Source organism: Streptomyces sp. NPDC029216 (assembly GCF_040648015.1).
Classification (GTDB): Bacteria; Actinomycetota; Actinomycetes; order Streptomycetales; family Streptomycetaceae; genus Streptomyces.
Map to the genome: position 1 here is coordinate 1 of NZ_JBEZWL010000118.1, position 23,266 is coordinate 23,266.

Here is a 23,266-nt window from a genome sequence, read left to right on the forward strand (position 1 = left end):
TTCGAGGGCCGCACCTGGAACGGGTGGCACCACCACGTCACCCTCGTCTCCGCCGCCCACGCCTTCTGCACCCTCCAGCGACTGGCCAGAGCCCCCAAAGAAGCGGCGCCAGCCTGACCCTCTACCGAATCGTCCGCGAACTGCAGACTCTCCTCGCTACCTGGGCCGGCGCCTGCCCCACCTGTCACCGCGACATACCCACCCTCACACCGACCTGACCAAGCCCTACTACTGCTGTGACCGGGAAGGTTTGCCGGGTTGGGCGGTCAGGCCACGGCACGGTGGGACGGGTAGTGCCGGTCTGGATGACGAAGTCCTCGTCGTCACTGCTCAGCAGGCCGGCTCGGCAGGTAGGCGGACCGCCCACCCTCGCGCGTTCGGGGAGAGAGCTGGCCTTGTCGGTAGAGGCGGTCAGGGCCTGATCCCTTGGGCGAGCCACCACTCGGAGCTCGCCTGAGCCTGTTCCACAGAAATGCCTCAGCAGCTTTGAAGCTGAGGTTGAAAGGGTGGGGTGACAGCGGGCGTTGGCGGTGCTGCATCCTCGTCATGAGGTACGCGGATGGCGGCGGTCTGACCGCTGTGGGGCGGGCGAAGCGCGAGGCGGTACGTTTCGAGGCCGCGGAGATGTTCGAGCAGGGGGTGCGGCCGCCGGAGGTGGCCCGCAGGTTACGGGTGTCGCGGAAGTCGGCGTACGCCTGGCACGCCGCCTGGCGTGAGGGCGGCAGCGCGGCCCTGGCTTCCAAGGGGGCCGGCGGCTTTCCGTGCCGACTGGGCGATGCCCAGGCCGAGCGGCTGCACGCCGAGCTGGAGGCAGGGCCGGCGGCGCACGGCAGGCTGGAGGCGGCGGTGGACCCTGGCGCGGGTCGCGGAGTTGATCCACCGTCTGTTCGGACACCGGTACACCCCGCGCGGGGTGTCCTACCTGCTGCACCGGCTGGGCTGTCACCGCAGGTCCCTGTGCGTCGAGCGCGACGAGCAGGCCGTAGCACGGTGGCGGACGGAGCAGTGGTCACGGGTAAGAGGACGGCCCAGCTCCTGGGCGCGTGGATAGTCTTTGAGGACGAGACCGGGCAGGACCTGAAACCCGGCAACGGTCGGACCTGGTCACGGCGCGGGCGGACGCCGCTGGTCAGAGTGACGGGCAAGGGATCGGGTCGGGTCCTGATGGCCGGGATGATCTGCGTCAGACGGGCAGCGGCAAGGCTGATCTACCGGACCCAGACGTACCGAGGCCAAACCGGCGAGAAGAAGGGCTTCCAGGCCCGCGAGTTCGCAGATCTGCTCACCTCTGCCCGGCGGCAGCTCGACGGCGCCCCGCTGATCGTGGTGTGGGACAACGCCAGCACCCATCACGCCAAGGCATTGCGGGAGTTCTGCGACCGCAACAGCGACTGGCTGGCCATCGTCAAGCTCCCGCCCTACGCGCCCGATCTCAACCCTGTCGAAGGCGTATGGGCCCACCTGAAGAAGTCCCTGGCCAACCTCGCGCCCCGCACGATTGACGACCTCACCCCGCTCCTGAAGAACCGCCTACGCGGCATCCGACGCCGCCCCGAGATCCTCGACGGCTTCATAGCCAAGACCGGACTCGGACTGGAGCCTCCGTAGCCAGTCACCCCACCCTTTCAACCTCAGAGGCCCCCCGTCGCCGCCCTCGGCCCAGTAGAGGATGTTGTTAACGACGTCCACCGGTGTGGTGTCCCGCATCCGTGCGGTATCGAAGTTGCCGATCAGCACCGCCGGCCAGCGGGTGAGACGGCGAACCTCGCTGATGAAAGCGCCCTTGGCGCCGTCGCAGCCGGTGAGCACCACCACTGCCGCGTTCAGCGTGCCGTCAGGGATGTCCCGCAGATTCAGGAACGGCGCACCCGGCCGCGGGCCGAGCCAAGCTCCGTCCTCGAACACCGAGCCGTGGAGGTCCGCGATGAGCATCTCGCCGGGTTCGGAGTCCTTCAGCGCGGCGACGATGTCGTCCGCCTTACGAATCGGCCGTTCGTGCACCGTGGAGATCCACTGCGCTTCCTTGGCACGGCCCAGCTTGTCCTTCATCGCGCTCACGTACCTATCGAACCGAGGGTCGGGCTCGACGGCACTGTAAAGGTGGCGAACCACCCATGGCTCCCACTGCAACACGGTCTCACCCCATCAGGCACTGCGGCCTGGCTGACCGTCCGATGCTGCCGCAGGTGGAGCGGTTGACGCAGATGAAGCGGGAGGTCGCACGTCAGCGACCGTCAGCACGATGTGGCTGGTGTGGGAGCGGCAGTGCCCTGAGCTGAACACCAACACCTTCTCCCGCGAGCATACGTTGCACTTGAGGGGGGTGATGTCCCCCACCGAGGCAACCTCGCGACTGCTGAACGCCCGGGCCCCCGAGGGCTTCTCACGGCTACCGGCGACGACGTGAAGGCGGGGCGCGATCTGGGTGTCCAGGCGCAGGGCGTAGATGGGCGGGACCGTCTGGTCATGCTCGCCGACGAGGATGTGGACCGGAATGCGTTTTCGCGAGCGTCGAGCTGGTGGGCGACGTCGTGCCCCCCGTTACCTTTTTCGTGGCTCCGCAATGGGGCCTCTGGCCTTCGGGGCCGGCATGACTCCCCCTTGTTGTTGATGATCCGGAGGGTGGTGTCACCGGGCCCGAAGGCATCGACGGACCGCTGATGAGGGGCTTGAGCACCGGCTTCGCCCAAGCCGGAAGAGCTCTCCGTAACGTGGATGTGGCAGCTCGATGCCGAGGCAAGGCCGGACGAAGACGTGATCGAGGGGCCTGCACGTGATCGATACCGGCGACATCGACGTCTTCCTCGGCCTGGACGTCGGCAAACGCGAACACCACGCCACCGCCGTCACCCCGACTGGCAAGAAGGCCTTCGACAAGCGCCTGCCCAACACCGAACCCAAGCTGCGTGAGCTGTTCGCAAAGCTCCAGGCCAAGTACGGAACGGTGCTGGTCGTGGTCGACCAACCGGCCTTGATCGGGGCCCTGCCACTGGCGGTGGCCCGCGATATGGGCTGCCCAGTCGCCTACTTACCGGGGCTGACGATGCGGCGGATCGCCGACCTCTATCCAGGTGAGGCCAAGACGGATGCGAGGGACGCGTTCATCATCGCGGATGCGGCCCGCGCGATGCCTCACACGCTGCGGGCGATCGACGGCGAGGACGAGACGATCGCCGAACTGGAGATGATCGTCGGATTCGACGACGACCTGGCCGGCGAAGCCACCCGGGGCGTCAACCGGCTCCACGGCCTCCTGACCCAGATCCACCCGTCGCTGAAGCGCGTGTTGGGGCCGCGGTTGCAGCACCCGGCCGTCCTCACGCTGCTGGAACGGTTCGGATCACCGGCCCAGATCCGCAAGGCTGGACGGCGCCGCCTGGTCACGCTGTTACGGCCGAAGGCCCCGAGGATGGCCGAGCGGCTGGTCGAGGAGATTTTTACCGCTCTGGAGGAGCAGACCGTCACCGTTCCGGGGACCGAGGCGGCCGCGCTGATCGTCCCGAGCCTGGCCGGGTCCCTGACCGCCGTCCTCGGCGCGTCGCTGCCGATGACCAGGACCGGCGCGCCGTCCACTCTGTATTGGAGGACGCGCTGGCCGGGCGCTGGAACCACCGGCGGCGTACCTTCGCCGAGTTCGACCGTGACCAGCGACAGCGCGGCAGCTACGAAGCGGCCCTGTGGTGGCTGGCCGAGGTCGATGGGGTCCTGTGCGGGTGCTGTCATCGCTCGCGACCCGTCAGAGCGGGCATGGATCGCCTGGCTCGGAGTTCTCGATGCCTACCGCGGCCGCGGCATCGGCACGCAGTTGTTGCGCACCGTCTTCCGGCTCCTCCGGGACCGTGGCCATAACAGCGTGGGCGTCGACGTCGACACCCACAACTCTGCCAGCGCTCTCAGCGTCTACCGGGCCGCCGGGATGAGCGAGCGGGGCACCGCTGACCAGTGGCGCAAGATCTACGCCCACCAGCCTTTCTGACCAATTCAGTTGAGCCTCGGATCTTGCACTCGGCGATCTCGGTCGGCCGGGTGTCCGCGTGCGTGCTGATCTTGTTTCAAATGACCTGTGGAAGCGCGTGGCTCCGCTGCTTCCGCTCGCTCCCGAACGGCGCCGCCGCTACCCCGGGCGGTTGCGCGTTCCGGACAGGGCGGGCCCTCGCGGGCGTCATGTACGTGTTGCGGACCGGTGTCGCGTGGCGCGATGAGCCGCCGAAACTGTGGGCTGCTCCGGAATCACAGCCTGGCGAAGGTTGCGCGACTGGACCGAGGCTGGCGTATGGTCCCGCTTGCACGCCGCCCTGCTGACCGAGTTGCGCCGCGCCGATCTGCTGGACTTGGACGACTGCTCGGTGGACGGGTCGCACGTCCGGGCTCTCAAAAGGGGGATCACGTTGGCCCCTCGCCCGTCGACCGATCCCGTCCCGGCTCCAAACACCATCTGATCGTTGACCGCAACGGAACTCCGCTCGTCGTCACGCTCACCGGCGGGAACCGGCACGATGTCACCCAGCTCCTGCCGCTGCTGGACGCAGTCCCATCGATCCGGGGCCTGCGGGGACGCCCCCGTCGCAAGCCCCGACGCTTGTACGCCGACCGGGGCTACGACTTCGACAAGTACCGCCGCCTGCTGTGGAAGCGCGGCATCAAGCCGATGATCGCCCGACGCGGCGTCGCCCACGGCTCCGGACTGGGCAAGGTCCGTTGGGTCGTCGAGCGCGCCTTCGCCTGGCTGCATCCGTTCAAACGGCTCCGCACCCGCTACGAACGAAAGCCGACCTCCACCAGGGCCTGCTCGAACTGGCCTGCAGTCTCATCTGCCTCCGTCGCCTGCGAACCTCATTCTGAAACGATCAGTTAGGCATGTCATGGCCCCTGTCATGCAGCTCCTCGACATTGCTTCCCCGGAAGAGAACCTCCCGGCCTCCGCGCCCCCTCCGCACTCATGCCGACCCCATGTCCGCCGAACCACGTGAACGAAGAGACGCGCCCCAGGAGAGGGAGCGGCCCAGGTGCATGAGGATTCGACTCAGGGCGTCGGAGTCGGCGGGTTCGGGGAGGCTCGGGGCGAAGGCGGCGCCCGGCTTCGTGCGGTGGGCGCCGTTGGGGACGGCCATCGCGATGAGGAGGGCGGCATCCAGGATGTCGGGGTCCAGGACGAAGGGAAGATCAAGGGCGCGGGCGACGTCCCAGGCGTGGACCACGTAATCGAGGAAGTGGAATCCGATGGCCCGGATCGCCGGGAAGACTGCGTCTGCGCCGAATTCTGGGAGGGCGAATTCCTGCTCCTCCGTGCCGACTTCGACGAATGCGGCCAGGACTGCTTCCGCGGCGGCGAGGTACTGCCCGACGGCTTCCGGCCCCGGCGCCTCAGCCTTCCAGTGCGTCAGGTTGCCGCCGTCGGCCCTCGCCGCGGCCGCGAAACCCCGGTGCTGAGCCGTCATGTGCGCGAGCAGCTCGCCCAGGTTCCAGGCCGAGCAGGGGGTAGGGCGGGTGAGGTCCTCCAACGTCACCCGGCGGACCACGGCGATGCTTTCGCGTACGGCACGGTCGTTGAAAGCCTTCAGGGCCATCAGGTTCATACGCATGAGCTTACGATATGCAGATGCCTACCATAGGTCAACGAGTATCTTCTTCTCCATGACTGGGAACACCACACCCGAAGGGCGCCCTGACCTGGCGGCGATGATCGTCCCTCTGGGTCGCGCTCTGGTGGCCGCCGAGTTGCCGGTGCTGCGCGAACACGGGCTGGCCATGTGGGCGTACGCGGTACTGCTCGGGCTCGACGACGAACCGGTACGGACGCAGGCCGCGCTGGCCCGGGACATCGGTGCCGACAAGACCCGGATCATCGGCGTCCTCGACGACCTGGAAGAACGTGGACTGATCCGGCGGCAGCCTGACCCGGCGGACCGGCGGGCGCGCGTACTCTCCCTCACCCCTTCGGGACGCCGGCTGCGCGACGCGGTCCAGTCAGCGATCCAGCGGCGCGAGGAACGTCTGCTGGCTCGCCTGCCGGAGGAAGACCGACGCGGCTTCCTGAACGCCCTGCGGGTGCTTGCCGCGCTGCCTCCCTCCGAGGTCAGCGGGGACTGAGGACTGTGTAGTCGACGAGCTGGTCGGTCCAGTTGGCGGGGGTCGACATGCAGGGCGCTCGAGACGTTCGGTTCAGAAGGAAGGGCGGAACCGAACTGGGTGCCAGGAGTGTGCACAGCATCCGGGCTTCCAGGGCAAGGCTCGGAGGCCGCCGCGATTGCCCCACGGCTTACAGGGCCGCCCAGTCCAGGCCGCAGCCGCCCGTTCCTCGCCTATCCCCTTGAGCCCGTGCGCAGTCACCACGATCGCGGTGATCGCATCTGCGCGCTTGGTCCAGCCCGAGCAGCTGGACGGCATTCTGACCGCATGGGCCGAGAACCCGCAGTGCCGAGAGGCGTCAGGGATGACTGAGCGGATACACGGTGAAGCTGGCGGCGTGGAAACCGCGGGCTGGCTCGAAGGTGAACAAAGCCCCTTTCACGCCCCAAGATGTCCCGTCGGCCTTCGGTCGTGACGGCCAGGGCGACATAGATCGGCCGGTTCGCCACGGCGCCGTCACGGATCTTCACGTGGATCGCGTCGATGAAGACCACCGGATAGACCGCGTCGAGCGGCCGGTTCTGCCACTCGGACATACCGTCCATGACCTTGTCGGTGATCGTCGAGGTCGTCTGGCGGGAGACCTCGGCGCCATAGACCTCCGCGAGGTGGGCCTGGACCTCGCCGGTGGTCAGGCCCTTCGCGGACAAGGAGATGACCATCTCGTCCACGCCGGACAGGCGCTTCTGCCGCTTACGAACGATCTTCGGCTCGAAGGAGCCGTCACGGTCGCGGGGCACGGATATCTCCACCGGGCCGACATCCGTCAGCACGGTCTTCGCACGGGTTCCGTTGCGGCTGTTCCCGCCGTTCTTCCCGGCCGGATCGTGCTTGTCATAGCCGAGGTGATCGGTGATCTCACCCTCCAGGGCGGACTCCAGCAGCCGCTTCGTCAGCTGCTGGAGCAACCCGCCCTCCCCGGTCAGCTGCAGGCCCTCGGCCTGGGCACGGGACACCAACTCGTCGATCAGCCGGTCATCCACCGCCTTCGACGGCTTCGGCTCAGACGGCTCGACGGTCTCGGCCTCGGTCACGTTCTCACTGGTCATCGGTGCATCCTCCGTGATCGGGAGTTACACCGGACGATTTACAGTCCCCAGATACACGACGACATCGCCAACGGCCGCCTGAAGATCCACCAGTTCTTGGGGCAGTTCAGATCTGTCTCATGAGGTGTCGCTCGGGCTGATGAACGTGTTCCTGGAACACCTCAGCCCGCTGCTATCTCTCGTCTCCCGCGTTGTCTCACAGGGGGATGAAGATGCTGTTGTTCTCGGTGGACTCGAAGGCGGTGACGAATCATCTGGAGAGTCCGGTGCTGTCCGGCGAAGAAGCGGCCGCATCGCTGGAACACCGGTCGATCTCGGACGGGACGCCGATCTACCTGGACGACGGACCGATGATGCCGGTCGAGCCGTTGTGCTCGTGGGGGCGGAACATGTCGTACGCCGATCTGGCTCGGTCCACGCTGAAGGACTACGGACGGATCACGGCCCGATTCGCTGGGCACCAGGAGGGCCGCGGCCGCGATGTTCTGGCGGCCACCGAGTCGGATCTGGTGTCGTTCAAGAAGTTCTGGACCCTGTTGCAGGGACGGCCCATCGGCTCGTCGGCCTGGGGCAAGGAGTCCGGGCTGCTGTAGGCGTCTGGACGCAGCGGCCACAGCCATCGCCGCCCTCTACCACGACAACACCCAACTCCGCCGAGACCTTGCATCCGCCTCTGGTGGCCGCCCCATCCCACTCCGTTAACTCTCCGTGTCCGCCCGGCGCGGAGAGGGTCTCATCGGGCCGTGCAGGGCCGGATCGCGACGAACTCGGCGTAGTGATCGCGGTAGGTCTCCGTGAAGGTGGACGGAGGGCACAGGCTGGCGCGGCGGCTCATGTCCCGGGCGTCCTGCGGCAGGATGAAGCCGGCCTTCCGGTAGTCGCGAAGTTTGTTCTCGAAGGCCTTGGCGTAGGCCCGGTGGCTGCTGAAGCCGAGTTGCTGCACGGTGCGTACGTTGTCGTAGCTGCCGGTGAAGCCAGTGATGAAGCGGGCCTCGCCGAGTTCGACGAACGGCAGCCGGGGTACCAGCCGGCCGGTGCGGTCCTCGGTGATCGCGTTGCCGTTGGCGTCCCGGACGATGGTGTTGTCGCCCGCCGTGCGCAACTGCGTGCTCGTCGGCGGCGGTGACCCCTTGCGGACCCAGTTGTGCCCCTGCAGGAAGTGCGCGCGCAGCGCGGGCACGAAGCTCGCCGGGGTCGTCCCCCTCACCGGGAACGGCACGTTCAGCGGGGCGTCCAGCGGGTCCGGAATGTGCGGGCTTCCCGCGACGACGTAGAACCGGTACCGATTGGTCACGATGCCGCGGTCGGTCAGGTTCGTTGAATCGTCGGCTTCCGAATTTACGATGAGCACCTTGCCCTTGTAGCGGCCGGCGGCGATGTCGGCCTGGGGGTCGAAGCCCTCCGTGGTGATGGGCAGGACCAGGTCGAGCGCGCCTGTGGCATCGCCGGAATGGACCAGACGCAGGAGGGGATACGAGCTGTCGGAGAAGCCTGTGCCGTACCGTCGGGGCAGCTTGCCGACCAGTGGACGCGCGCCGGAGGAGCGGGACGCGAGTGCCCTGGCGAAGTCCGTGATGATCTCGTCGTCGACCCTGGCTCCGTCCTCTTCGACTCCGCCCTCGATGAAGGTGCCGGGCACTGACGGATCGAGGATGCGGTTGCCGAGCGTGCTCCAGCCGACGCCGGCGTGCACGAAGCCCTGGCGGAACAGGAAGTCCCTGTGCAGGTAGACGTTGAGGGCGCCGAGCCCCACCACGAAGTGTGGCGGCTCCACGACAGCGGTGCCGTTGGTGCGGTCCGGATCGGCAGGAGCGCTGATCCGGTAGGGGACGCGGAACCGCCCGGTCGACGTCTCGCCCTCGAACACGCCGTCGTACTGCACGTAGCGAATTCCGCCGAACGAACCGAGGGGCGTGACCACCGGATCGCCGAGTCGGTCCTCGGCACCGCCCTTCGGAATGCTCACCGCATGGCCGGCAGCCCGGCCGGGATGGTGGTCGTGGGGAACGGCCTGGGCGGCCGAAGCCGGAAGGGCCGGCGTCAGCGCGGCCATCAGGAGCGCACCGACCCCGAGAAACGAAGCTCGCCGGAAGCGCGGAGCAGGATCTTTGCATCGGAAACTCAGCCAGAACATCGAAAGCCTCTCCTTCGGCGCCAGGGACACTCGTCCAGGGGCACTGGCGCTGAAGTCAGCCGATCACCCGATGCCCGCGTCGGCCTTTCGGCTTGACCGAAGGAGCGAGGCGTCTCACTCACCTGGCCGATGGAGGCTCGGGCTGTCGCCCTCGTCCCGGCCAGAGTTCAAAGACACCTCTCAGGCGCAGGCCGTACTGAACCTGCCTGATCGGCCCTCGGCGGACCTCACCTGGGCCGTTCCCGGAGAATCTCAGTGAGCAGGTCTGTCCCGCCAGAGCATCGGGTGGGGCTGTTCAGGAAGCGCATCACCGCCCCCGAAACGGGTGAACCGTATCCCCACACCACGAACAGGAGCGACGTCTCGTGAGACATGCGGACCGCGAAGAACACCTCCACGCCCACGACGGATGGACCACCGTCGCCGTCGGCACCTACAACGACGGCCACAGCGTCCACCTCCACGGCGAAGACCACCTACGCCAGTTTGCCCTCATCTACGACAACGAAGCCGAAGCCGTCGCCGAGTTCCACCGCATCCACTCCGTCGCCGTACGCCCAGGCCCCGCCCCGGCCACCGACACCGAACGCGCCGCAGCAGCAGCCCTCACCCCCCTGACCCCGCGCCGCGCTCCCGCAGACCACGACAGCCAAGCCACGGCGCGGGAAGCCCAGCCTGCCGCCGGACCTGTCCACGAAGCCGACCCCCGCGTCGGCGAGACACTGCTGGAGTCCTTCTTCGAAGACAACCGCGACTGGTGGAAAGTAAGGACTTGGTCGGACGAGACCACCGTCGCCTGCCACGAATCCCTGACCATGCGCTTCGAGTTCGACCATGAGGCACGGCACCGCAGCGACGTCCCCTGGAAGGTCGCCGTCTACGACTCCCCGGTCGGTGAACGCAACTGGTACGCCACCATGACTGTTGGCACACCCGTCCCGCTCACACACGCCATGCTGGAGAGCATCTCCGCGTGGCTGCCGCTCCCCAATGCGGAGCCGTACGATGCGCTACGCGAAGCCGGGTGGAGCGCAGCGAGCCACCCGGTCCGGACAACCTGGCGATCCCAGAACCACAGCGTCACCCTGGACCACCTCCCCCATGCCGCTGACGACCAGTGGACCATGTACGGCGGCGATCCGAACAAGCCCGCCTGGGCCATCCACCTCTCCGCAGGCGTCTCCGACGATGTGCTCGCCAGACTCACCGCTGCTGCGGTCGAGATCGCCGAGCCGCTGTCGTCCCGTCCCCAGCGCCCGATAGCCGTGCCAGGCATTTCCCTAGCGGCGCCGCTGCAGCGCCCACGGGTTCGCTGAGCGAAGCGACCCCGACTCCGCAACGGCCTGAAGCCATCACGTGCTGGTGACGACGCTCACCGCCCGCGCTCAGGCAAGCGTGCGGAGCAACTCCTTGGCTGCGGTCTGCGCCTGGGTGGTCAGTGGCGTCAACCGGCCCGAACGACGTTGTGCGCGCTCGATATTGGCGCAGAGCATGAGGCGGGACAGGCGACCGGAGCGGGTTTCGAGAACGTCGGCGAACTCGGTGAGCACCCGCTCGGCGAGCGCGGGCACGGCCAGGGACGCGGACCACAGGCACGCTGCGTCGTAGCCGACCGGTGCCGCCCCCCAGCTCTCCCAGTCCAGCAGGATGAGCTCCGGGGCCGTGACGTTGGCCCAGCCGAGGTCACCGTGCGAGCACGCCCAGTCCGTGACCGTGGTGTCCAGCTCGTCGCCGAAGACCTCCCGGACGCGGGCGGTGAGGTGTTCCTGCCGCAGGCACACCCGCTCCGTGGTGTGACCGGCCAGCCCGGCCAGGGCGTGGCGGAGCTCCACCCACCAGCGTGCTGGGAGGTCTGGTTCCTGGTCAACGCTGCCGGTCGCAGAGACTGCGGAGGTGGAGGCGCGGCTCATCTCGTCGACTCGCCACACCACCCCTCGCTCGGCGTCGTGCCACTGGGAGCCGGCGTACCACCGCGGACGGGGCACTCCCTTGATGGCGACGGACGCCTCGATCCCGGTCCACGCGGCGGAGCTGAGCTGTTCGGGCCGGCACCAGGCGAGGCGGACCCAGGTTCCCGCAGCGGTGGGGAATCCGGCCGTGCCGTTGAAGCGGCTGTAGTGCGCGTGATCGCGATCCAGGACCTGGCCGATCCGCTTCTCCGCTTCGGCGAGGACGTCATCGTGAGCGACGGTCCGTAGATCGTCCATGGTCGGGGTGGGCGGCATGCTGGGCTCCTTCCCTACCGTCCGGCTCCGGCTCGCAGCAGCTCCCGGTACTCGGCGACGACGCCGACGCTGGCCGTGTACCGGACGGCGGCGGCGAGCTCGTCGAGATGCTGCGGGCTGGAGGTGCCCACGGCGATCCGGGAGACGGTGGGCAGGGCAAACGCAGCGGCAAGTCCGGCCTGGATACACGACGCAGACTGTCCAGGTTCAAGGAACATGTTTGCATCGACCTTCGACCAGACCGGATCGTTCGGGTTGCCCGCAAAGGGTGCCATACCCCACCGGTCCCTCGCCCCCAGTTCGGCGGTGAGCCGTTCGGCGGCTCCCAGGACCTTGGCGCGTACGGCCAGCCCGGCCCGAACCATGACCACGTCCGGCGTCACGGACACCGACGGGGCCTCGCCAAGGAGCGGCGCCGGGTTCCAGCTGGCGATGCCCCAGGCCTGGCAGAGCCCGGCCGACTGGCATGTGGCCAGCTCCTCACAGGCCGCCGCCAGCCCGGACGGGTCGTGCTCGGGGTTGTGGAGGAGCACCGTGTCGGGCACCCGGCCCAGCTCGGCCACCGTCTGCTCGACGGCGGTGCGTAGCCGGGTCGGTTCGAGGGTGTGGCCGTCGGGGAAAACACCCGACCTTCGTCGACACCTCGAACCGGCCGAGGAGTTCACCGGCGGTGCGGGCGAGGTTTCGGTGGCCGGCGTAACGGTTGTAATTGAAGGCCGTGTCCAGGGCTGTGCCCCCGGCCGTCAGGGCGTGTTCGAGGAGGGAGCGGGTGGGAGCCACCCGGTATAGCCCGAGGACAATTCGTCGGTCAGCTCCGCGCACAGGCCCTCCCGGATCAGGATGTCGGCGAGCTCCCGGCTGTCGATGCCGGTCTCCACGCCCGCCTGCTCGATGTCCACCGGCTCCCCCGACAGCATCAGCCGCACCGCGGGCTCCGCTTTAGCGTGCAGGGTGACGGTCTTGCCGGAGGCAGTAATTCGGATCTGGTCGTCGTTTGCCTCGATCAGCGGAGGGAAGTCCGTGACGCACACCAAGCCGCTCGGCGCACCGAACAGCCCGGCGGTCTGGACGTGCCGGGCTGCGGGGCCCTCTTGTTCCCGGGCGGCGAGAAACGCCGACGGCGGAAAGTCCTCGCCCAGTTTCGACAGCGCAGCCGTGAGGGTCCGCCCCGGGAGCTGCTGGTCGTCGTTGCTCCACCGGTAAAGGTCTGCACGAAAGGCCTCATCGCGGCGGCACTGGTCGGTCATCCACGTCAGCCAGTTCACGCCGGTGCGCTTGACGAACCCGAACGTCAGGTGGAGTGAGAAGCCGTCTCCCTGATCAGTGCGGGTGGCCTGGTGCCAATGGCCGCGCGGGATGTGCATGACGTCGCCGGTGCGGAGTGTGCCTTGCCAGATCGAGCTGTCGGGCGGGGTGTTGTTCGGTGCGGCGTCCCGGTACATGGGCACCAGCCGAGACGCGCCGCGCACGTCCCACGACTTCTCGCCGGCGACTTGCACGATCACGACATCGTGGTCGTCCCAATGCAGCGCGAACCCGGCCGCATCCTGCGTGGTCAGGTACGCGTTGACCTGGACGAGCTCGCGGGACCACCACTGGAGGGCTCGGCATGCGGCTTCGAGGGCTGGGTCGAAGAAGTCGAGCTCATCGAGGACGAGCGTTGCGCCTTCCTGCATGAGGGCGGACAGGCGGGTCATGTTCGCGAACCGCACGCCCTGGCCCCGGCGTGTGACCGTGTCGGGGGTGGGACAGACCGCGCCGCATGACGGTGTCCAGAAGCCTGGCGGGGGTCATCAGCCGAGCCGGCAGGCCGGTATCGGAAAGGTGGCCCCGGGCGAACGCCCCGCCCATGGGGGCGGGGCCGTTCCAGCCGAGGGCGGTTTCGAGGGCTTCGACGAGCTGGTGGCGCACGGCGTCCTCCGTCGGTTCGGGAGCGGGCCGAGGCCCACCTCTCGCTGGAGGTGGGCCCGGAATGCGGGGCTCGAACTCGGACGGGGTCACGCCTCGGGGTGGTTCAGACCGTCGCGGTCATCCCCGTCGTCGCCGGCCGAGGTTCCGGTGGGGTCGGATTCCTGAGTGTCGAAGCGGTCCTGCACGCGGGCCAGGTGTTCAACCGCGATCAGCAGGGATGAAGTGCCGGTCTCAATGGGCTGCTGCTTGGCCATGGTCGTCTTCGCTCGCTTCCTGTCGAAGTGGGCTGGTGACGTGCTCGGAAGTACGGAACCCTGCCCGCTCGAACGTCTGTACGCAAGACGTGAAACGAGCCCGATCGAGGCATATGGCCGAGCAGCGCCCATGCCCCGCCATGGACGGCCGGGCGATACATAGCGCACGATCCCCGGTTTCCGAAACCGAGGATCGTGCGGAAGATGGAAAACTCCACCGCCCCCCGTGACGTCGAATGGCGCCCGCCGAGGACCCTCACTCTTCCCGCTGCTCGCGAACGCCCCGTTCCGGCGCCCGGCACGTGAAGTCGACGCCGAGCCGAGGACCCCTACGCCGCCGCATAGGACAGCCGGAACAGCTCAACCGCTCGCTCGACGTCCTCCTCCGAGCGCAGCCGTACCTCCAGGTCGCCAGTGCCATGGTGCCCCAGGCCGGTCATGTCCCTTGTGAAGCCCGGCACGAGGTCAACCGCCGCGGGGGCGGCTTTGAGGTACACGAGGAGCTTGTCCTGCCGTGGCGTCACACAGGCGAAGTTCCGCAGCCGCTGGTAGGCGTCGTACTGCTGGCGCCTGACCTTCTTGACATCCTCCCCCAGCCCCAGAAGCAGCTCGTCCACCGCCGACGCCACGTACGCAATGGCGGCAGGCGACGGCTGGGTGGGCGGGGTGCCGGCAGTACCGATGCGGCGAAGGCGCGTGGGCGCTTTGGCCCGTGTGGCGACCGAAGCAGCGACCGTCTCCAGCGCGATGTGGTGTTCGCCGTACAGGCGATAGCGGACCAGGTCGATCGAGCGGCGGTGCTCCCGCACCGCGTGAAGGTCGTAACGGGTGAAGTCGTCGGCGATGCAGATCAACCGGGGTGCGCTCCACAGCACCTGCGAGGCCGCGGTCGCCCCGAGACGCTCACGCACCAGCGCTTCGAACTCGGTCCGGTGGTCCACCAGCCATGCCATATAAAACAGGCCCTGGTTGATCACCCCCGGGTCCGTCGCACGCTTGTACTCGACGATCACCGGGGCACCATTCTCATCGAGGCCCAACGAGTCGATGCGCCCGCCATGCACCGAGCCGGTGAAGTACTCAGTGGCGAGGAACCTCACCCCGAGCATGGACTCCATCGCCCCCTCCACGAGGGCCTGCACCTCTGCCTCTTCATCGACCAAACGCGGCGCAACCTCCGTCACACCGCCCTGCGTGCTGAACAACCTCAGCGTCGACACCCCCCACCGTCGACCTCCCCCAACCCAAACGCCTTCGCAAGTATTTCCGAAGACGGCAGATCCACAACGTCAATTACGGAGCGTGCCCGCACTCTAGGGCCTGTGCGATGTCGTGATCAGTCGGAGATCGTCGATCCAGGTCATCGTGTCTCGCGGCACAGCGGCACCATCTCCTGGCACACGAGCCACAACGACCGCCCGTACGAGGCGCTGGCCAGCTCTGTCGGCGCTTTGCCCGGCCATCGCCTCATGAACGGCCCTGAAGTCCAGTTTGCCGAGCAGAACCAGACGACGCCCGAGACAACCTAAAGAGCTACTACCGCGCGGGAGGTGCCAGCGATGTTGGCACCTCCCGCAGTGGCGCACACCGGCGGGCGACGACTTACTTCTTCCGCTGCTCGAAGAAGTAGCGAAGAAGCACCAACAGCACCTTCCGGGCATCCTCACGGCGCTTCTCGTGACGGGACCACACGGCGACCATCGCGACCGTCACCACGGCGAAGAGCATGACCATGGGAGCCACGAAGACGACGATGACCGCGACCATAGGGTCGATGAAGGCGAGGAACGACGCGGCCAGGAAGATCAGGGTTTTGAACAGCACGATGAGACCCCTTCAGGGTCTCGGAGTGCCACCACCGATAAGTCCGCGACTAACTGCCGCCGGCGTCGTCATGAAGATATTGGGAAGGACGGCCGAATGCGTTGCCACTCTGGCTTCAGCAGTGTGCCTTCCTTACCAGGAGCCCATAGTAGAGCCCGGGCCCTGCCCTTCTCGCGGCACTCCTCGTAATGAGGCCGCAGCACCTGGAAGTCCAGGCACAGCTCGATGGTCTTGATGACACCGCCCTCGAACCGCGAGACGAGCTTCGCGGAGTCCTCGCCGGACTGCGGCGCCAGATATACGGCGTCCCGTTCGTAGTAACGATCATGCCCGGGGGCCGGACACCCCGGAACACTGCAGGCCCCCTCGAAGCTGCGTGGCACGAGTGCCCGTTTGAACTGCATCGACACCATGTCGACTCGGGCCGGTTCGATCAGCAAGGCGTACTTCTCCGAGTCCGTCGGCAGAACCGCTGCATAGGCACGGACCCTGTTGCATCGGCCGCCCTTCGCTGAGCAGCGGATCTCAAAGGCGACTGGCAGCTGGAGGTCACCAAGCTGGACGGTCTCGCGCTTCGCCGACTTCTCCGAACCAGGCAAGAGCACTCCCATTCCTCGCTCCGGCCCGGGCTGCATGACTCACCCGTCCGAGCGACTGACTGCACATCCCCCGGACATCCCAAACATGTCCGCTATGTTCAACCGCAGGCTACTCCCCTCTACAGATGCCCTCGGCCGGAAAAGTCCCGCCCGGGCCACTCGAGCATGTGCGCGGTCATCGCCTCCGACGCCACGAGCACCTCCTCAGCCACTGCGAAGGCGAGGCACTGGAAGAAGGGCGGCCCGGTGGTGCTGCCCCCGGCAACGCCGGGCACCGGGCCCCACCCAGGCACGCCATATCGGCTTGGGCCACCCGCACCCTAGCCGCGCACCCTCCGCCTTAAACGGGCAGGGTCATCAGCCGCAGCCCGGGATGATTGCAGCAATACAAAACCGCGCAGTGCGACTCGCTTGGTCGCACTGCGCGGCTTCAGGTCGCGGGGACTCAGGCAAGATGGGATCTCGTCACTCGGCCTCCGAGAGGCCGATCTGCTCAGCGAACGCCTGGTACGCCGGCTCGTCGTAGAGGACGAACCTGACCTCCTCGACGTTGGTCTCGGCGCCCCGCACGGCCTCTACGGCGATGCGAGCAGCATCTTCCATGGGCCATCCGTAGGCCCCGGTCGAGATCGCCGGGAAGGCGACTGTCCGTGCCCCCAGCTCGTCGGCAACCCTCAGTGACTCGCGGTAGCAGGATGCCAGCAGCGACGGATCGCTCCCGGAAACCTGATACACCGGGCCGGTGCGGTACTTGAACGCGATCGCGTCAATCACCTGCCGGTGATCCCGCCACCGCCCGCCCCGCTTCGGCGTCCGATCCGGCAACAACGGCTCGATCCGCGCCCACAGGCGCAGGTCGGGTGGTCATTAACGTTCCGGCTCCCGCCCGGGGATGTGGCGACGAGAGCCCGCGGTGGCGCCGGCCGGCCGATCACTGCGTTGCGTCGGCCTCCGTCCGGGCTTGTTCGGTCTCCGCGCGCAGGCCGGGGACTGCTGGGTGGTTGGGGCCATTGACGCGCAGGACGTCGGCGAGCAGGTGCTCGAAGGCCGCCGCGGCCTCCGCCCGGTACTCGGCCTGCCGGTAGGCACGGGCCAGACGGCCGCGCGCATCATAGACGTCGACGTGGTCCGGGTGCCGGATTCGCAGATATGTATTCAGGTTGGCGCGAAGCGGCTCGATCGCGTCGGCGAATCGTCCCACGTCGTGGTAGGCCGTGGCGAGGTCCGTGCGGACGGTGATCGTCACCGGGTGGTCGGGTCCGCAGATGGGATTGATTCCGGCGAGCGCCCGTTCGTACCACTCGAGGGCCTGCTGCGGATCGCCCGCTTCGTGGTAGGCGACGCCCAGGTCGGACATCCAGCCGAACGTCTGCAGGTGGTCGGCGCCGAAGTAGCGCTGATGCTCGGTGAGCAGCTGCCGGCCGAGGGTGATGGCCTCCGGGTGGCGGCCGGTGTCAAGGTAGGCGGTGAACAGCTCCACCGCGCGCTTTCTGGTGTCCTCGTGCCCTGGCGCCAGGGCACGCCTGCTGCCCTCTACGGTCTCCTCCAGTAGGGCCACAGCCCGCTCCATCTGCCCGTCGGCACGGTAGGCCTTGGCCAGGCCGTGCCGGGTGGACAGTGTTCGCGCGGCGTTGTCCGGGCCCAGCGTGCGGTCGTAGCCGGCCAGGGCCCGCTGGTAGTAGGTGATCGCCTCGGTGTTGCGTCCGGCGGCACGGTAGGCGGCAGCGAGTTGCTCGCAGGTTTTCAGCGTGCGAGAGTCCTCCGGACCGAGTGCCGTCTCGTAGCCGTTCAGGATGTCCTGGAACTCGCGGATGTGGGCTTCCCACATGGGCTCGGCGTCATCCTTCATGGGCCGGGTTGCGAGGGCGGCCCCCCGGAGCACCGCATAGTTGGCGCGCAGTTTCAGTACATCTACGTGACCGGGCCCCAGCCGTCTGGCTGCTTCGACGACGTGGTCGTGGAGATGTCGAACAAACTCGGCGTTCACCTCAAGGACGCCGTCCTCACCGTCCTCGTTTTCCTCGGTGGTCATACGGATCATCCTCGGTCGTCGCCTGCGTGGTCGGATCGGTGGGCGGCCATCGTTCGCATCAGGTCCAGTAGGGCGTGCAGCTCGGGTGAGGGTGCTTCGAACGTCTCCAGGGCCGCCAGATCCCGTTCCGTCAGCGATGCCACGGGGCGGTGCGGCCAGGCTGTCGGGTGGTGCAGGTCGTGGACGGTAGTGACGAATGACGAGCGGAGCCGGCCAAGGGGTTCGGAGAGCGTGTGGCCGTATCCGCTGTGGAAGAGGTAACGTCCGTCCGATGACGCGGTCATGGCCTGCACCGTGAAGAGACGGTCGGTGACAAACCGCGGCGGGGGCACCGGCGCCAGGGTGGAGCTGTCGAAAAGGACCAGCTCGCCTTCCCCCGGAGCCCACCCGCCGGTAATCCGCCACCCCGGCAGGGCGAAAAGCTGCTCGATCGGGGGCACTTCCTCGGCGTAGGCGATCAGACGGCAGTGTCCGTCGATCAGCTGCCAGCGGCACAGCTGACGGCCGGTGCCTATGGTGAGCACCTCGTCCGGGGCCGGCATCGCCAGGCTGGTGATCTCGCCGTGTTCCGGATGGACTGTGTCTCGTGCGAGAACGGAACCCAACAAGGTGTCCGCGACGATAAGCCGGTTGCCGTGGGCGAAGGCGGCGCGGGTACCAGTCGGGTCCACCGCCAGGCAGTTGCCGCGAGGGAGCCCCATCGGGAGCAGATCGACGGCGTACAGATCACCTCGTGTGCCCACCATTACGGTGGGGTCCCGGACCAACCCGATCAGGAACCCGTCCGAGGTGGCCGCACCCGCCGCGCCGCGCAAGGCGTTTCCGGAGGCGATCACCTCCTCGGCCCCGCTGGTGTACCGCACAAGGTCCACCGGAGCGCCGCTTCCCCGGTCGGCGTGACGCACGGCCAGGATGTCGTCGGCCACGCATACAACGGCCTCGTGATCCGCCCCGCCCCGGTACAAAGGGTGGCGCCGCCCGGTGTCCAGATCCAGCAGCTCCAGCCGCAGGCCGCCCTCCTCGGAAGCGGTGAACGCCATCCGCGGCCGGCCGAAGGCGAACGACACCAGGCGGGCCGAGGTCAGGACGCACGGGACCTGTTGGGCCCCGGCCGGAGCACAGGCTTCGGCGAGCGTGTCGGCCGTGCGCAGGTCGACCGAGGCCAGCCGCCGCATCAGCGTCTGCCCGGCCGACTCCGGTGGCTGCCAGTGCTCGTCGGAGAACCGGCGCACCAGCCGTATGGCGTCCAGGACGGGAACCTTGCAGACCAGGTCCCACAGCTGGGGCCACTGTCCAGCCCCGGCGAGCCGCTCGCCCACCTCGTCGATCTCCCGTTCGGTGCCCCACGGCAGCCGCTCCTGAGGACCTTCGGAGTGACGCAACAGGTACATGGCTGCTACTCGGCTGGCAACAGCCTCGTCGTTCGGCGAGGACGACTGCTGGTAGAGCGCGATCGCCTCCTCTGCGGAGGCGCGGGCCTCGGCGTGTCGCCCGGTCTCCGCAAGCATCACGGTCAGCGTGGCCACGGCCTCCTTGAGGTTCCGCTGGTAGTAGTCGGGGTGCGCTCGAGCCAACTGTCGGTAGAGGTCGACCGCCTCCGTTGTGGGTTCCACTGCGGAAGCCGTCCGCCCTGCCTCTCGTCGCACCCGGCCCAGCGTAAACAGGGCGTTGGCCAGGACCTGAGGAGCACTGCCGGGGTACAGGAAGAAGGCTGAGCGGGCGCCGTCCACCGCTGCCTCGCTCGACTCCACGGCTTCCTCTTGGCGGCCGACCCGGACCAGGAACTCGCCATGTGCAGTCAGCAACCTCAAATGCGACGGATAGTTGGCCCAAAACGCCGACAGGTCGGTGTCTCGAAGGTCGTTGTGGAGCGCGATGGCCTCTTCGGTCAGGGAAAGCGCCTGGTCGATGTCGCCGATTGCCGCGAGCGTCTTGGCCATCACGTACAGCAGGTGGGGCAGGAACGTGGCACGCCCGGGCTCGGCAGGTGCCATGGACCGGCACAGGGCCAAGGCCTCCTCCAGAACCGCACGGGCACCAGCGTGCCGACCACTGTTCGCCACATGGACACCGAACTGAGCGAGGGCCGCCATCAGGTCTCGTCTGTACTCGGGCCCCTCCCGCGCCAGTCGGCGGAACAACGCGACGGCCTCCTCTGCGGCAGCCGTGGCGTCCTCCCATCGGCCGGCTGCGCCATACCGCTCGCCGAGTTCGACGAGCAGGGCGGCCCGAGCCGCCTCGTCGGTGGTCGCCTCCAACTGGTCGGCCACCACCCGCCCGCCGAGATCGCCGACGCCGACAGCCACTCCGGCCGCCTGCGTGTTCCGCAGGGGCCCATACACATTCGTGAGTACTTCCGGGTCAACGTTCTCGATCGCGGCCAGCGAGGACAGCACCGCACTGCCGCCGGCCTCGGCGAGTTCGGGCTCCCGCAGCAGCAGCGGATACAGCACCCGTTCGCCGACGTGCGGCCAGCGTTCGGTGGCCGCGGCAAGAAAGGCCAGAGCACGCCCGGTCCACGGTACGGGCCTGCCGAAGCGCTTCTCGACGACGGTGTGGGCCGCGGTGACCGACCACAGGTCGGTCGCATACCCGGTGACGGGGCTGCCCGGCAAGCTCAGCGCCAGGAAGTCCTCGGCCAGCCGATCCGGCAGCAGGGGTTCCAGCACGTTCGTCCGCCCCGGCAGTGCGGGCGGGTAGCAAACGGCGTGGTCGCTGAGCGCCTGCCCCGGCCTCTCGAACATCAGCGCGCCCAGAAGCTTCTCGGCACGCTCGCTCCGCAGCGGCCCGGTGAGGACCGCGGTGAACACCACCCGGCCCAGAATCCGGTCCGATGTTCGGAAGTCCAAGCCGTGCGCGCGGTTCTCGTGCAGTTGCCTCCAGTTCTCGTGTTCCCGGTCGAGCAGGTAGCCGGTGAGGCCGAGCATGTCCGTCGGCGGGGTACGGCCGCTTGCCAGGGCGTCCACCGCAACCAGGGCGGCCATGTGCACCGACAGGGTCAGGCCGAAGTCCGGGTGAGCCAGGTCGACCGGGCAGGCGACGTCGCCCGGGGCCCGGTCGGGGTAGTGGCGGGCGAAGCAGGCTCGGGCGGCGCGGAACATACGGTCGCGGGTGCCGGGCTCTCCCGGCAGCGGCGCAAGCGGCTGGTCGGTGGTCTCCACCCCGAGGCGCAGCCGGTTCAGTGCCCCGCGTAAGGCCGACCAGCCCTGGACGGACCGGGCCAGTAGCAGCACCCGTACCGATACCGACTGACGCAGCAGACCGTTGCGGAACAGCCAATTGAGGTGTCCCATCGGCCACCGGTCGGCGTAGTCCACCAGGAGGAGCACCCCGCGGTGACCACGCACCCGCATATCCTGACTGCCCTCGGCCGGCGGGTGCGTGTCGGTACCGTGCACCGCGTGGACCACGAGCCACCCGGTTTCCTCGCATTCAGCAGCGAATCGGGCCGCCAGCCGGGTCTTGCCCTGCCCGCCGGCGCCGTGCAGCCAGCGCACCGCCAGCCGTGCCGGAGAATCCCGCCAGTCGATCAGGTCGGCCAGCTCGCCTTCCCTGCTGGTGAAGTCCACCACCTCAAGCCGGGCATCCAGCATCCGGCTCGGCTGTGCCCGCAGCCAATCGGACCGTTGAGCGGTGGCCTTCAGGTGCCGAAGGAGCAGGTAGAGCGGACTGCCATCGCCGAACACATGGATGTCCGCACCCACCACGCCGTACGCGAAGCCACCGACCGCCCGGACCTCCTGGTGGACGTCCTCCGGTAACGATCCACCTTCACCGGAGAAGGTCACGTCTCGTCCCCCCGACGGGGAGCATCCGACGAGGGCCGGGACTCGTCGGCTTGACGATAGACGATGTTGCCGCCCTGGACGGCGAACTGGGTGGCACTGCCGTGCGCGATGTTTGTCTGCACCCACAACTGCTGACCGCCGGGCAGCAGCGGGCCGGTCCGCTCGACCAACTCGCGGAACTCCTCCACCGCCCCCGGATGCTCGGTCAGCAGGGCGAGCACCCGACGCCGCCACACCGGCACCAGCTCACGGCGGACCTCGCCGACCTCCTCGACGTCCGTTGAGCCGACCGTGCGGGCGTCCTCGTCCAGCATCGCCATCACACCGGTCTCCCGGTCCGGGTCGTGTCGCCGGAACAGCCGGGCCACGCCTTCCCGGGTGCCCTGCCAGAGGTCGGTGGTCATCGCCGAGACGAGTGTCGTCGCTCCCGCTCCTGCCAGCGCTGCCAATGACTCCGCGATCACAGCACCCCCACCGCTTCCCCAAGACGGACCATGACTGTATCCACCTCCATGATGCCCCGGCGGCAGTCATACTCACCTTGCCCTGGAGACCCGGGGTGGTTCGAAGGCCAGGTCACACGAATCAAGCTGATCAAACGCAGGTCATACGGGGCAGGTCATACGGGCGAGCGTCCATCTCGCTACCGCGAACCCTCGTCCTCGCCCAGCCACCGTGATCGTCACAAAATATGGGCCACAGCCCGATTCAGGAAGCGCTTCACCGCCCACGAAATGGGTGAACCGCATCCGTACGCCACGAACAGGAGCCACGGCTCGTGAGACGTGCGGACCGCGAAGAACCTCTCCACGCCCACGACGGCTGGACCACCGTCGCCGTCGGCACCTACAACGACGGCCACAGCGTCCACCTCCACGGCGAGGACCACCTGCGACAGTTTGCCCTCATCTACGACAACGAAGCCGAAGCCGTCGCCGAGTTCCACCGCATCCACTCCGTCGCCGTACGCCCAGGCCCCGCCCCGGCCACCGACACCGAACGCGCCGCAGCGGCAGCCCTCACCCCCCTGACCCCGTGCCGCGCTCCGCGACGTCGTCACCAGGCCCGATCGCGGGCCGGCCATTACCGGTGGCAAGCAGCCCAGGCATGACCGAGCGGTTCAGTCGGCGAGTTCCGTCAGGTACGGCGCTCGGTATTCGGTCCGGATCACCGCGCGCACGGGGTCCAGTCACCCGGCGGTGGCCAGGCGGCGCCGAAGCTCCTCTTGCGAGACGTCTTCCACGTGGGTCAGAAATACCCACATGTGACCTGAAGGGTCCTTGAGGATGACGGTGCGGTCACCGTGGAACATGTCCTTCGG

The 23,266-nt window shown here is 68.0% G+C and carries 19 protein-coding genes and 7 pseudogenes; 10 read left to right on the top strand and 16 right to left on the bottom strand.

Annotation, left to right across the window (positions count from 1 at the left end; translation table 11 throughout):
• Positions 1 to 624 precede the first annotated feature (624 nt).
• The 3 genes and pseudogenes from AB0F18_RS30175 to AB0F18_RS30185 form a co-directional block, all read left to right on the top strand.
• A pseudogene (locus tag AB0F18_RS30175) lies at positions 625 to 675 on the top strand (hypothetical protein); the annotation flags it as partial.
• A 100-nt stretch (positions 676 to 775) separates the two neighbouring features.
• Entirely contained in the window at positions 776 to 1,051 is a 276-nt protein-coding gene (locus tag AB0F18_RS30180) for a winged helix-turn-helix domain-containing protein (RefSeq protein WP_362066388.1), read from the top strand.
• A 26-nt stretch (positions 1,052 to 1,077) separates the two neighbouring features.
• Positions 1,078 to 1,608, top strand: a complete 531-nt coding sequence (locus tag AB0F18_RS30185; RefSeq protein WP_362066390.1) for a transposase — start codon at positions 1,078 to 1,080, stop codon at positions 1,606 to 1,608.
• Here the strand turns inward: AB0F18_RS30185 and AB0F18_RS30190 are convergent.
• Entirely contained in the window at positions 1,531 to 2,058 is a 528-nt protein-coding gene (locus AB0F18_RS30190; RefSeq protein ID WP_362066358.1) for a hypothetical protein, read from the bottom strand. The two genes, AB0F18_RS30185 and AB0F18_RS30190, sit on opposite strands and share 78 nt — an antisense overlap.
• A 715-nt stretch (positions 2,059 to 2,773) precedes the next feature.
• On the opposite strand from AB0F18_RS30190, the pseudogene AB0F18_RS30195 reads away from it, so the two are divergent.
• The 3 genes and pseudogenes from AB0F18_RS30195 to AB0F18_RS30205 form a co-directional block, all read left to right on the top strand.
• Positions 2,774 to 3,529: pseudogene (locus AB0F18_RS30195) on the top strand (IS110 family transposase); the annotation flags it as partial.
• Between the two features lie 168 nt (positions 3,530 to 3,697).
• Complete coding sequence (locus AB0F18_RS30200; protein ID WP_362066392.1) at positions 3,698 to 3,976, top strand: GNAT family N-acetyltransferase; 279 nt, start codon at positions 3,698 to 3,700, stop codon at positions 3,974 to 3,976.
• 58 nt (positions 3,977 to 4,034) lie between these two features.
• Positions 4,035 to 4,842, top strand: a pseudogene (locus AB0F18_RS30205) (IS5 family transposase).
• A gap of 95 nt (positions 4,843 to 4,937) precedes the next feature.
• Here the strand turns inward: AB0F18_RS30205 and AB0F18_RS30210 are convergent.
• Complete coding sequence (locus AB0F18_RS30210) at positions 4,938 to 5,582, bottom strand: TIGR03086 family metal-binding protein (protein WP_362066360.1); 645 nt, start codon at positions 5,580 to 5,582, stop codon at positions 4,938 to 4,940.
• A gap of 52 nt (positions 5,583 to 5,634) precedes the next feature.
• Between AB0F18_RS30210 and AB0F18_RS30215 the strand changes: the two genes are divergently transcribed.
• Entirely contained in the window at positions 5,635 to 6,090 is a 456-nt protein-coding gene (locus AB0F18_RS30215) for a MarR family transcriptional regulator (protein WP_362066362.1), read from the top strand.
• Positions 6,091 to 6,512: 422 nt separating this feature from the next.
• Here the strand turns inward: AB0F18_RS30215 and AB0F18_RS30220 are convergent.
• A pseudogene (locus tag AB0F18_RS30220) lies at positions 6,513 to 7,178 on the bottom strand (transposase); the annotation flags it as partial.
• Positions 7,179 to 7,384: 206 nt separating this feature from the next.
• Between AB0F18_RS30220 and AB0F18_RS30225 the strand changes: the two are divergent.
• Positions 7,385 to 7,771, top strand: a complete 387-nt coding sequence (locus tag AB0F18_RS30225) for a hypothetical protein (protein WP_362066364.1) — start codon at positions 7,385 to 7,387, stop codon at positions 7,769 to 7,771.
• A gap of 140 nt (positions 7,772 to 7,911) precedes the next feature.
• Here AB0F18_RS30225 and AB0F18_RS30230 read toward each other — a convergent pair whose 3' ends face one another.
• Complete coding sequence (locus AB0F18_RS30230; protein WP_362066366.1) at positions 7,912 to 9,312, bottom strand: alpha/beta hydrolase domain-containing protein; 1,401 nt, start codon at positions 9,310 to 9,312, stop codon at positions 7,912 to 7,914.
• Between the two features lie 365 nt (positions 9,313 to 9,677).
• Here AB0F18_RS30230 and AB0F18_RS30235 point away from each other — a divergent pair, with 365 nt between their 5' ends.
• Positions 9,678 to 10,628 carry a DUF317 domain-containing protein gene (locus tag AB0F18_RS30235; protein WP_362066368.1) on the top strand — a complete coding sequence of 317 codons (951 nt, stop codon included), beginning with the start codon at positions 9,678 to 9,680 and terminating at the stop codon, positions 10,626 to 10,628.
• A gap of 69 nt (positions 10,629 to 10,697) precedes the next feature.
• Here AB0F18_RS30235 and AB0F18_RS30240 read toward each other — a convergent pair whose 3' ends face one another.
• The 11 genes and pseudogenes from AB0F18_RS30240 to AB0F18_RS30290 form a co-directional block, all read right to left on the bottom strand.
• Positions 10,698 to 11,537: an aminoglycoside phosphotransferase gene (locus AB0F18_RS30240; RefSeq protein WP_362066369.1), complete on the bottom strand. Its 840-nt coding sequence runs from the start codon at positions 11,535 to 11,537 to the stop codon at positions 10,698 to 10,700.
• 14 nt (positions 11,538 to 11,551) lie between these two features.
• Entirely contained in the window at positions 11,552 to 12,100 is a 549-nt protein-coding gene (locus AB0F18_RS30245; RefSeq protein WP_362066371.1) for an aldo/keto reductase, read from the bottom strand.
• Positions 12,101 to 12,280: 180 nt separating this feature from the next.
• Positions 12,281 to 13,448 (bottom strand): annotated as a pseudogene (locus AB0F18_RS30250) (cupin domain-containing protein).
• 86 nt (positions 13,449 to 13,534) lie between these two features.
• The gene (locus tag AB0F18_RS30255) at positions 13,535 to 13,702 is read right to left on the bottom strand and encodes a hypothetical protein (protein WP_362066373.1); all 168 of its coding nucleotides are present in this window, start codon (positions 13,700 to 13,702) and stop codon (positions 13,535 to 13,537) included.
• Between the two features lie 329 nt (positions 13,703 to 14,031).
• Complete coding sequence (locus AB0F18_RS30260) at positions 14,032 to 14,922, bottom strand: DUF5655 domain-containing protein (protein WP_362066374.1); 891 nt, start codon at positions 14,920 to 14,922, stop codon at positions 14,032 to 14,034.
• A 382-nt stretch (positions 14,923 to 15,304) separates the two neighbouring features.
• A complete protein-coding gene (locus AB0F18_RS30265) occupies positions 15,305 to 15,526 on the bottom strand; it encodes a hypothetical protein (protein ID WP_362066376.1) in 222 nt (73 codons plus the stop codon).
• A gap of 68 nt (positions 15,527 to 15,594) precedes the next feature.
• Positions 15,595 to 16,137 carry a hypothetical protein gene (locus AB0F18_RS30270; protein WP_362066378.1) on the bottom strand — a complete coding sequence of 181 codons (543 nt, stop codon included), beginning with the start codon at positions 16,135 to 16,137 and terminating at the stop codon, positions 15,595 to 15,597.
• A 453-nt stretch (positions 16,138 to 16,590) separates the two neighbouring features.
• Positions 16,591 to 16,927, bottom strand: a pseudogene (locus AB0F18_RS30275) (macro domain-containing protein); the annotation flags it as partial.
• Between the two features lie 129 nt (positions 16,928 to 17,056).
• Positions 17,057 to 18,157 carry a tetratricopeptide repeat protein gene (locus AB0F18_RS30280; RefSeq protein ID WP_362066380.1) on the bottom strand — a complete coding sequence of 367 codons (1,101 nt, stop codon included), beginning with the start codon at positions 18,155 to 18,157 and terminating at the stop codon, positions 17,057 to 17,059.
• Positions 18,158 to 18,162: 5 nt separating this feature from the next.
• A complete protein-coding gene (locus tag AB0F18_RS30285) occupies positions 18,163 to 21,945 on the bottom strand; it encodes a tetratricopeptide repeat protein (RefSeq protein WP_362066382.1) in 3,783 nt (1,260 codons plus the stop codon).
• A complete protein-coding gene (locus AB0F18_RS30290) occupies positions 21,942 to 22,349 on the bottom strand; it encodes a hypothetical protein (protein ID WP_362066384.1) in 408 nt (135 codons plus the stop codon). The genes AB0F18_RS30285 and AB0F18_RS30290 overlap by 4 nt, the downstream gene beginning before the upstream one ends.
• A 374-nt stretch (positions 22,350 to 22,723) precedes the next feature.
• Here AB0F18_RS30290 and AB0F18_RS30295 point away from each other — a divergent pair, with 374 nt between their 5' ends.
• Entirely contained in the window at positions 22,724 to 23,056 is a 333-nt protein-coding gene (locus AB0F18_RS30295; RefSeq protein WP_362066386.1) for a hypothetical protein, read from the top strand.
• Between the two features lie 78 nt (positions 23,057 to 23,134).
• Here AB0F18_RS30295 and AB0F18_RS30300 read toward each other — a convergent pair.
• Positions 23,135 to 23,266 (bottom strand): annotated as a pseudogene (locus AB0F18_RS30300) (VOC family protein); the annotation flags it as partial.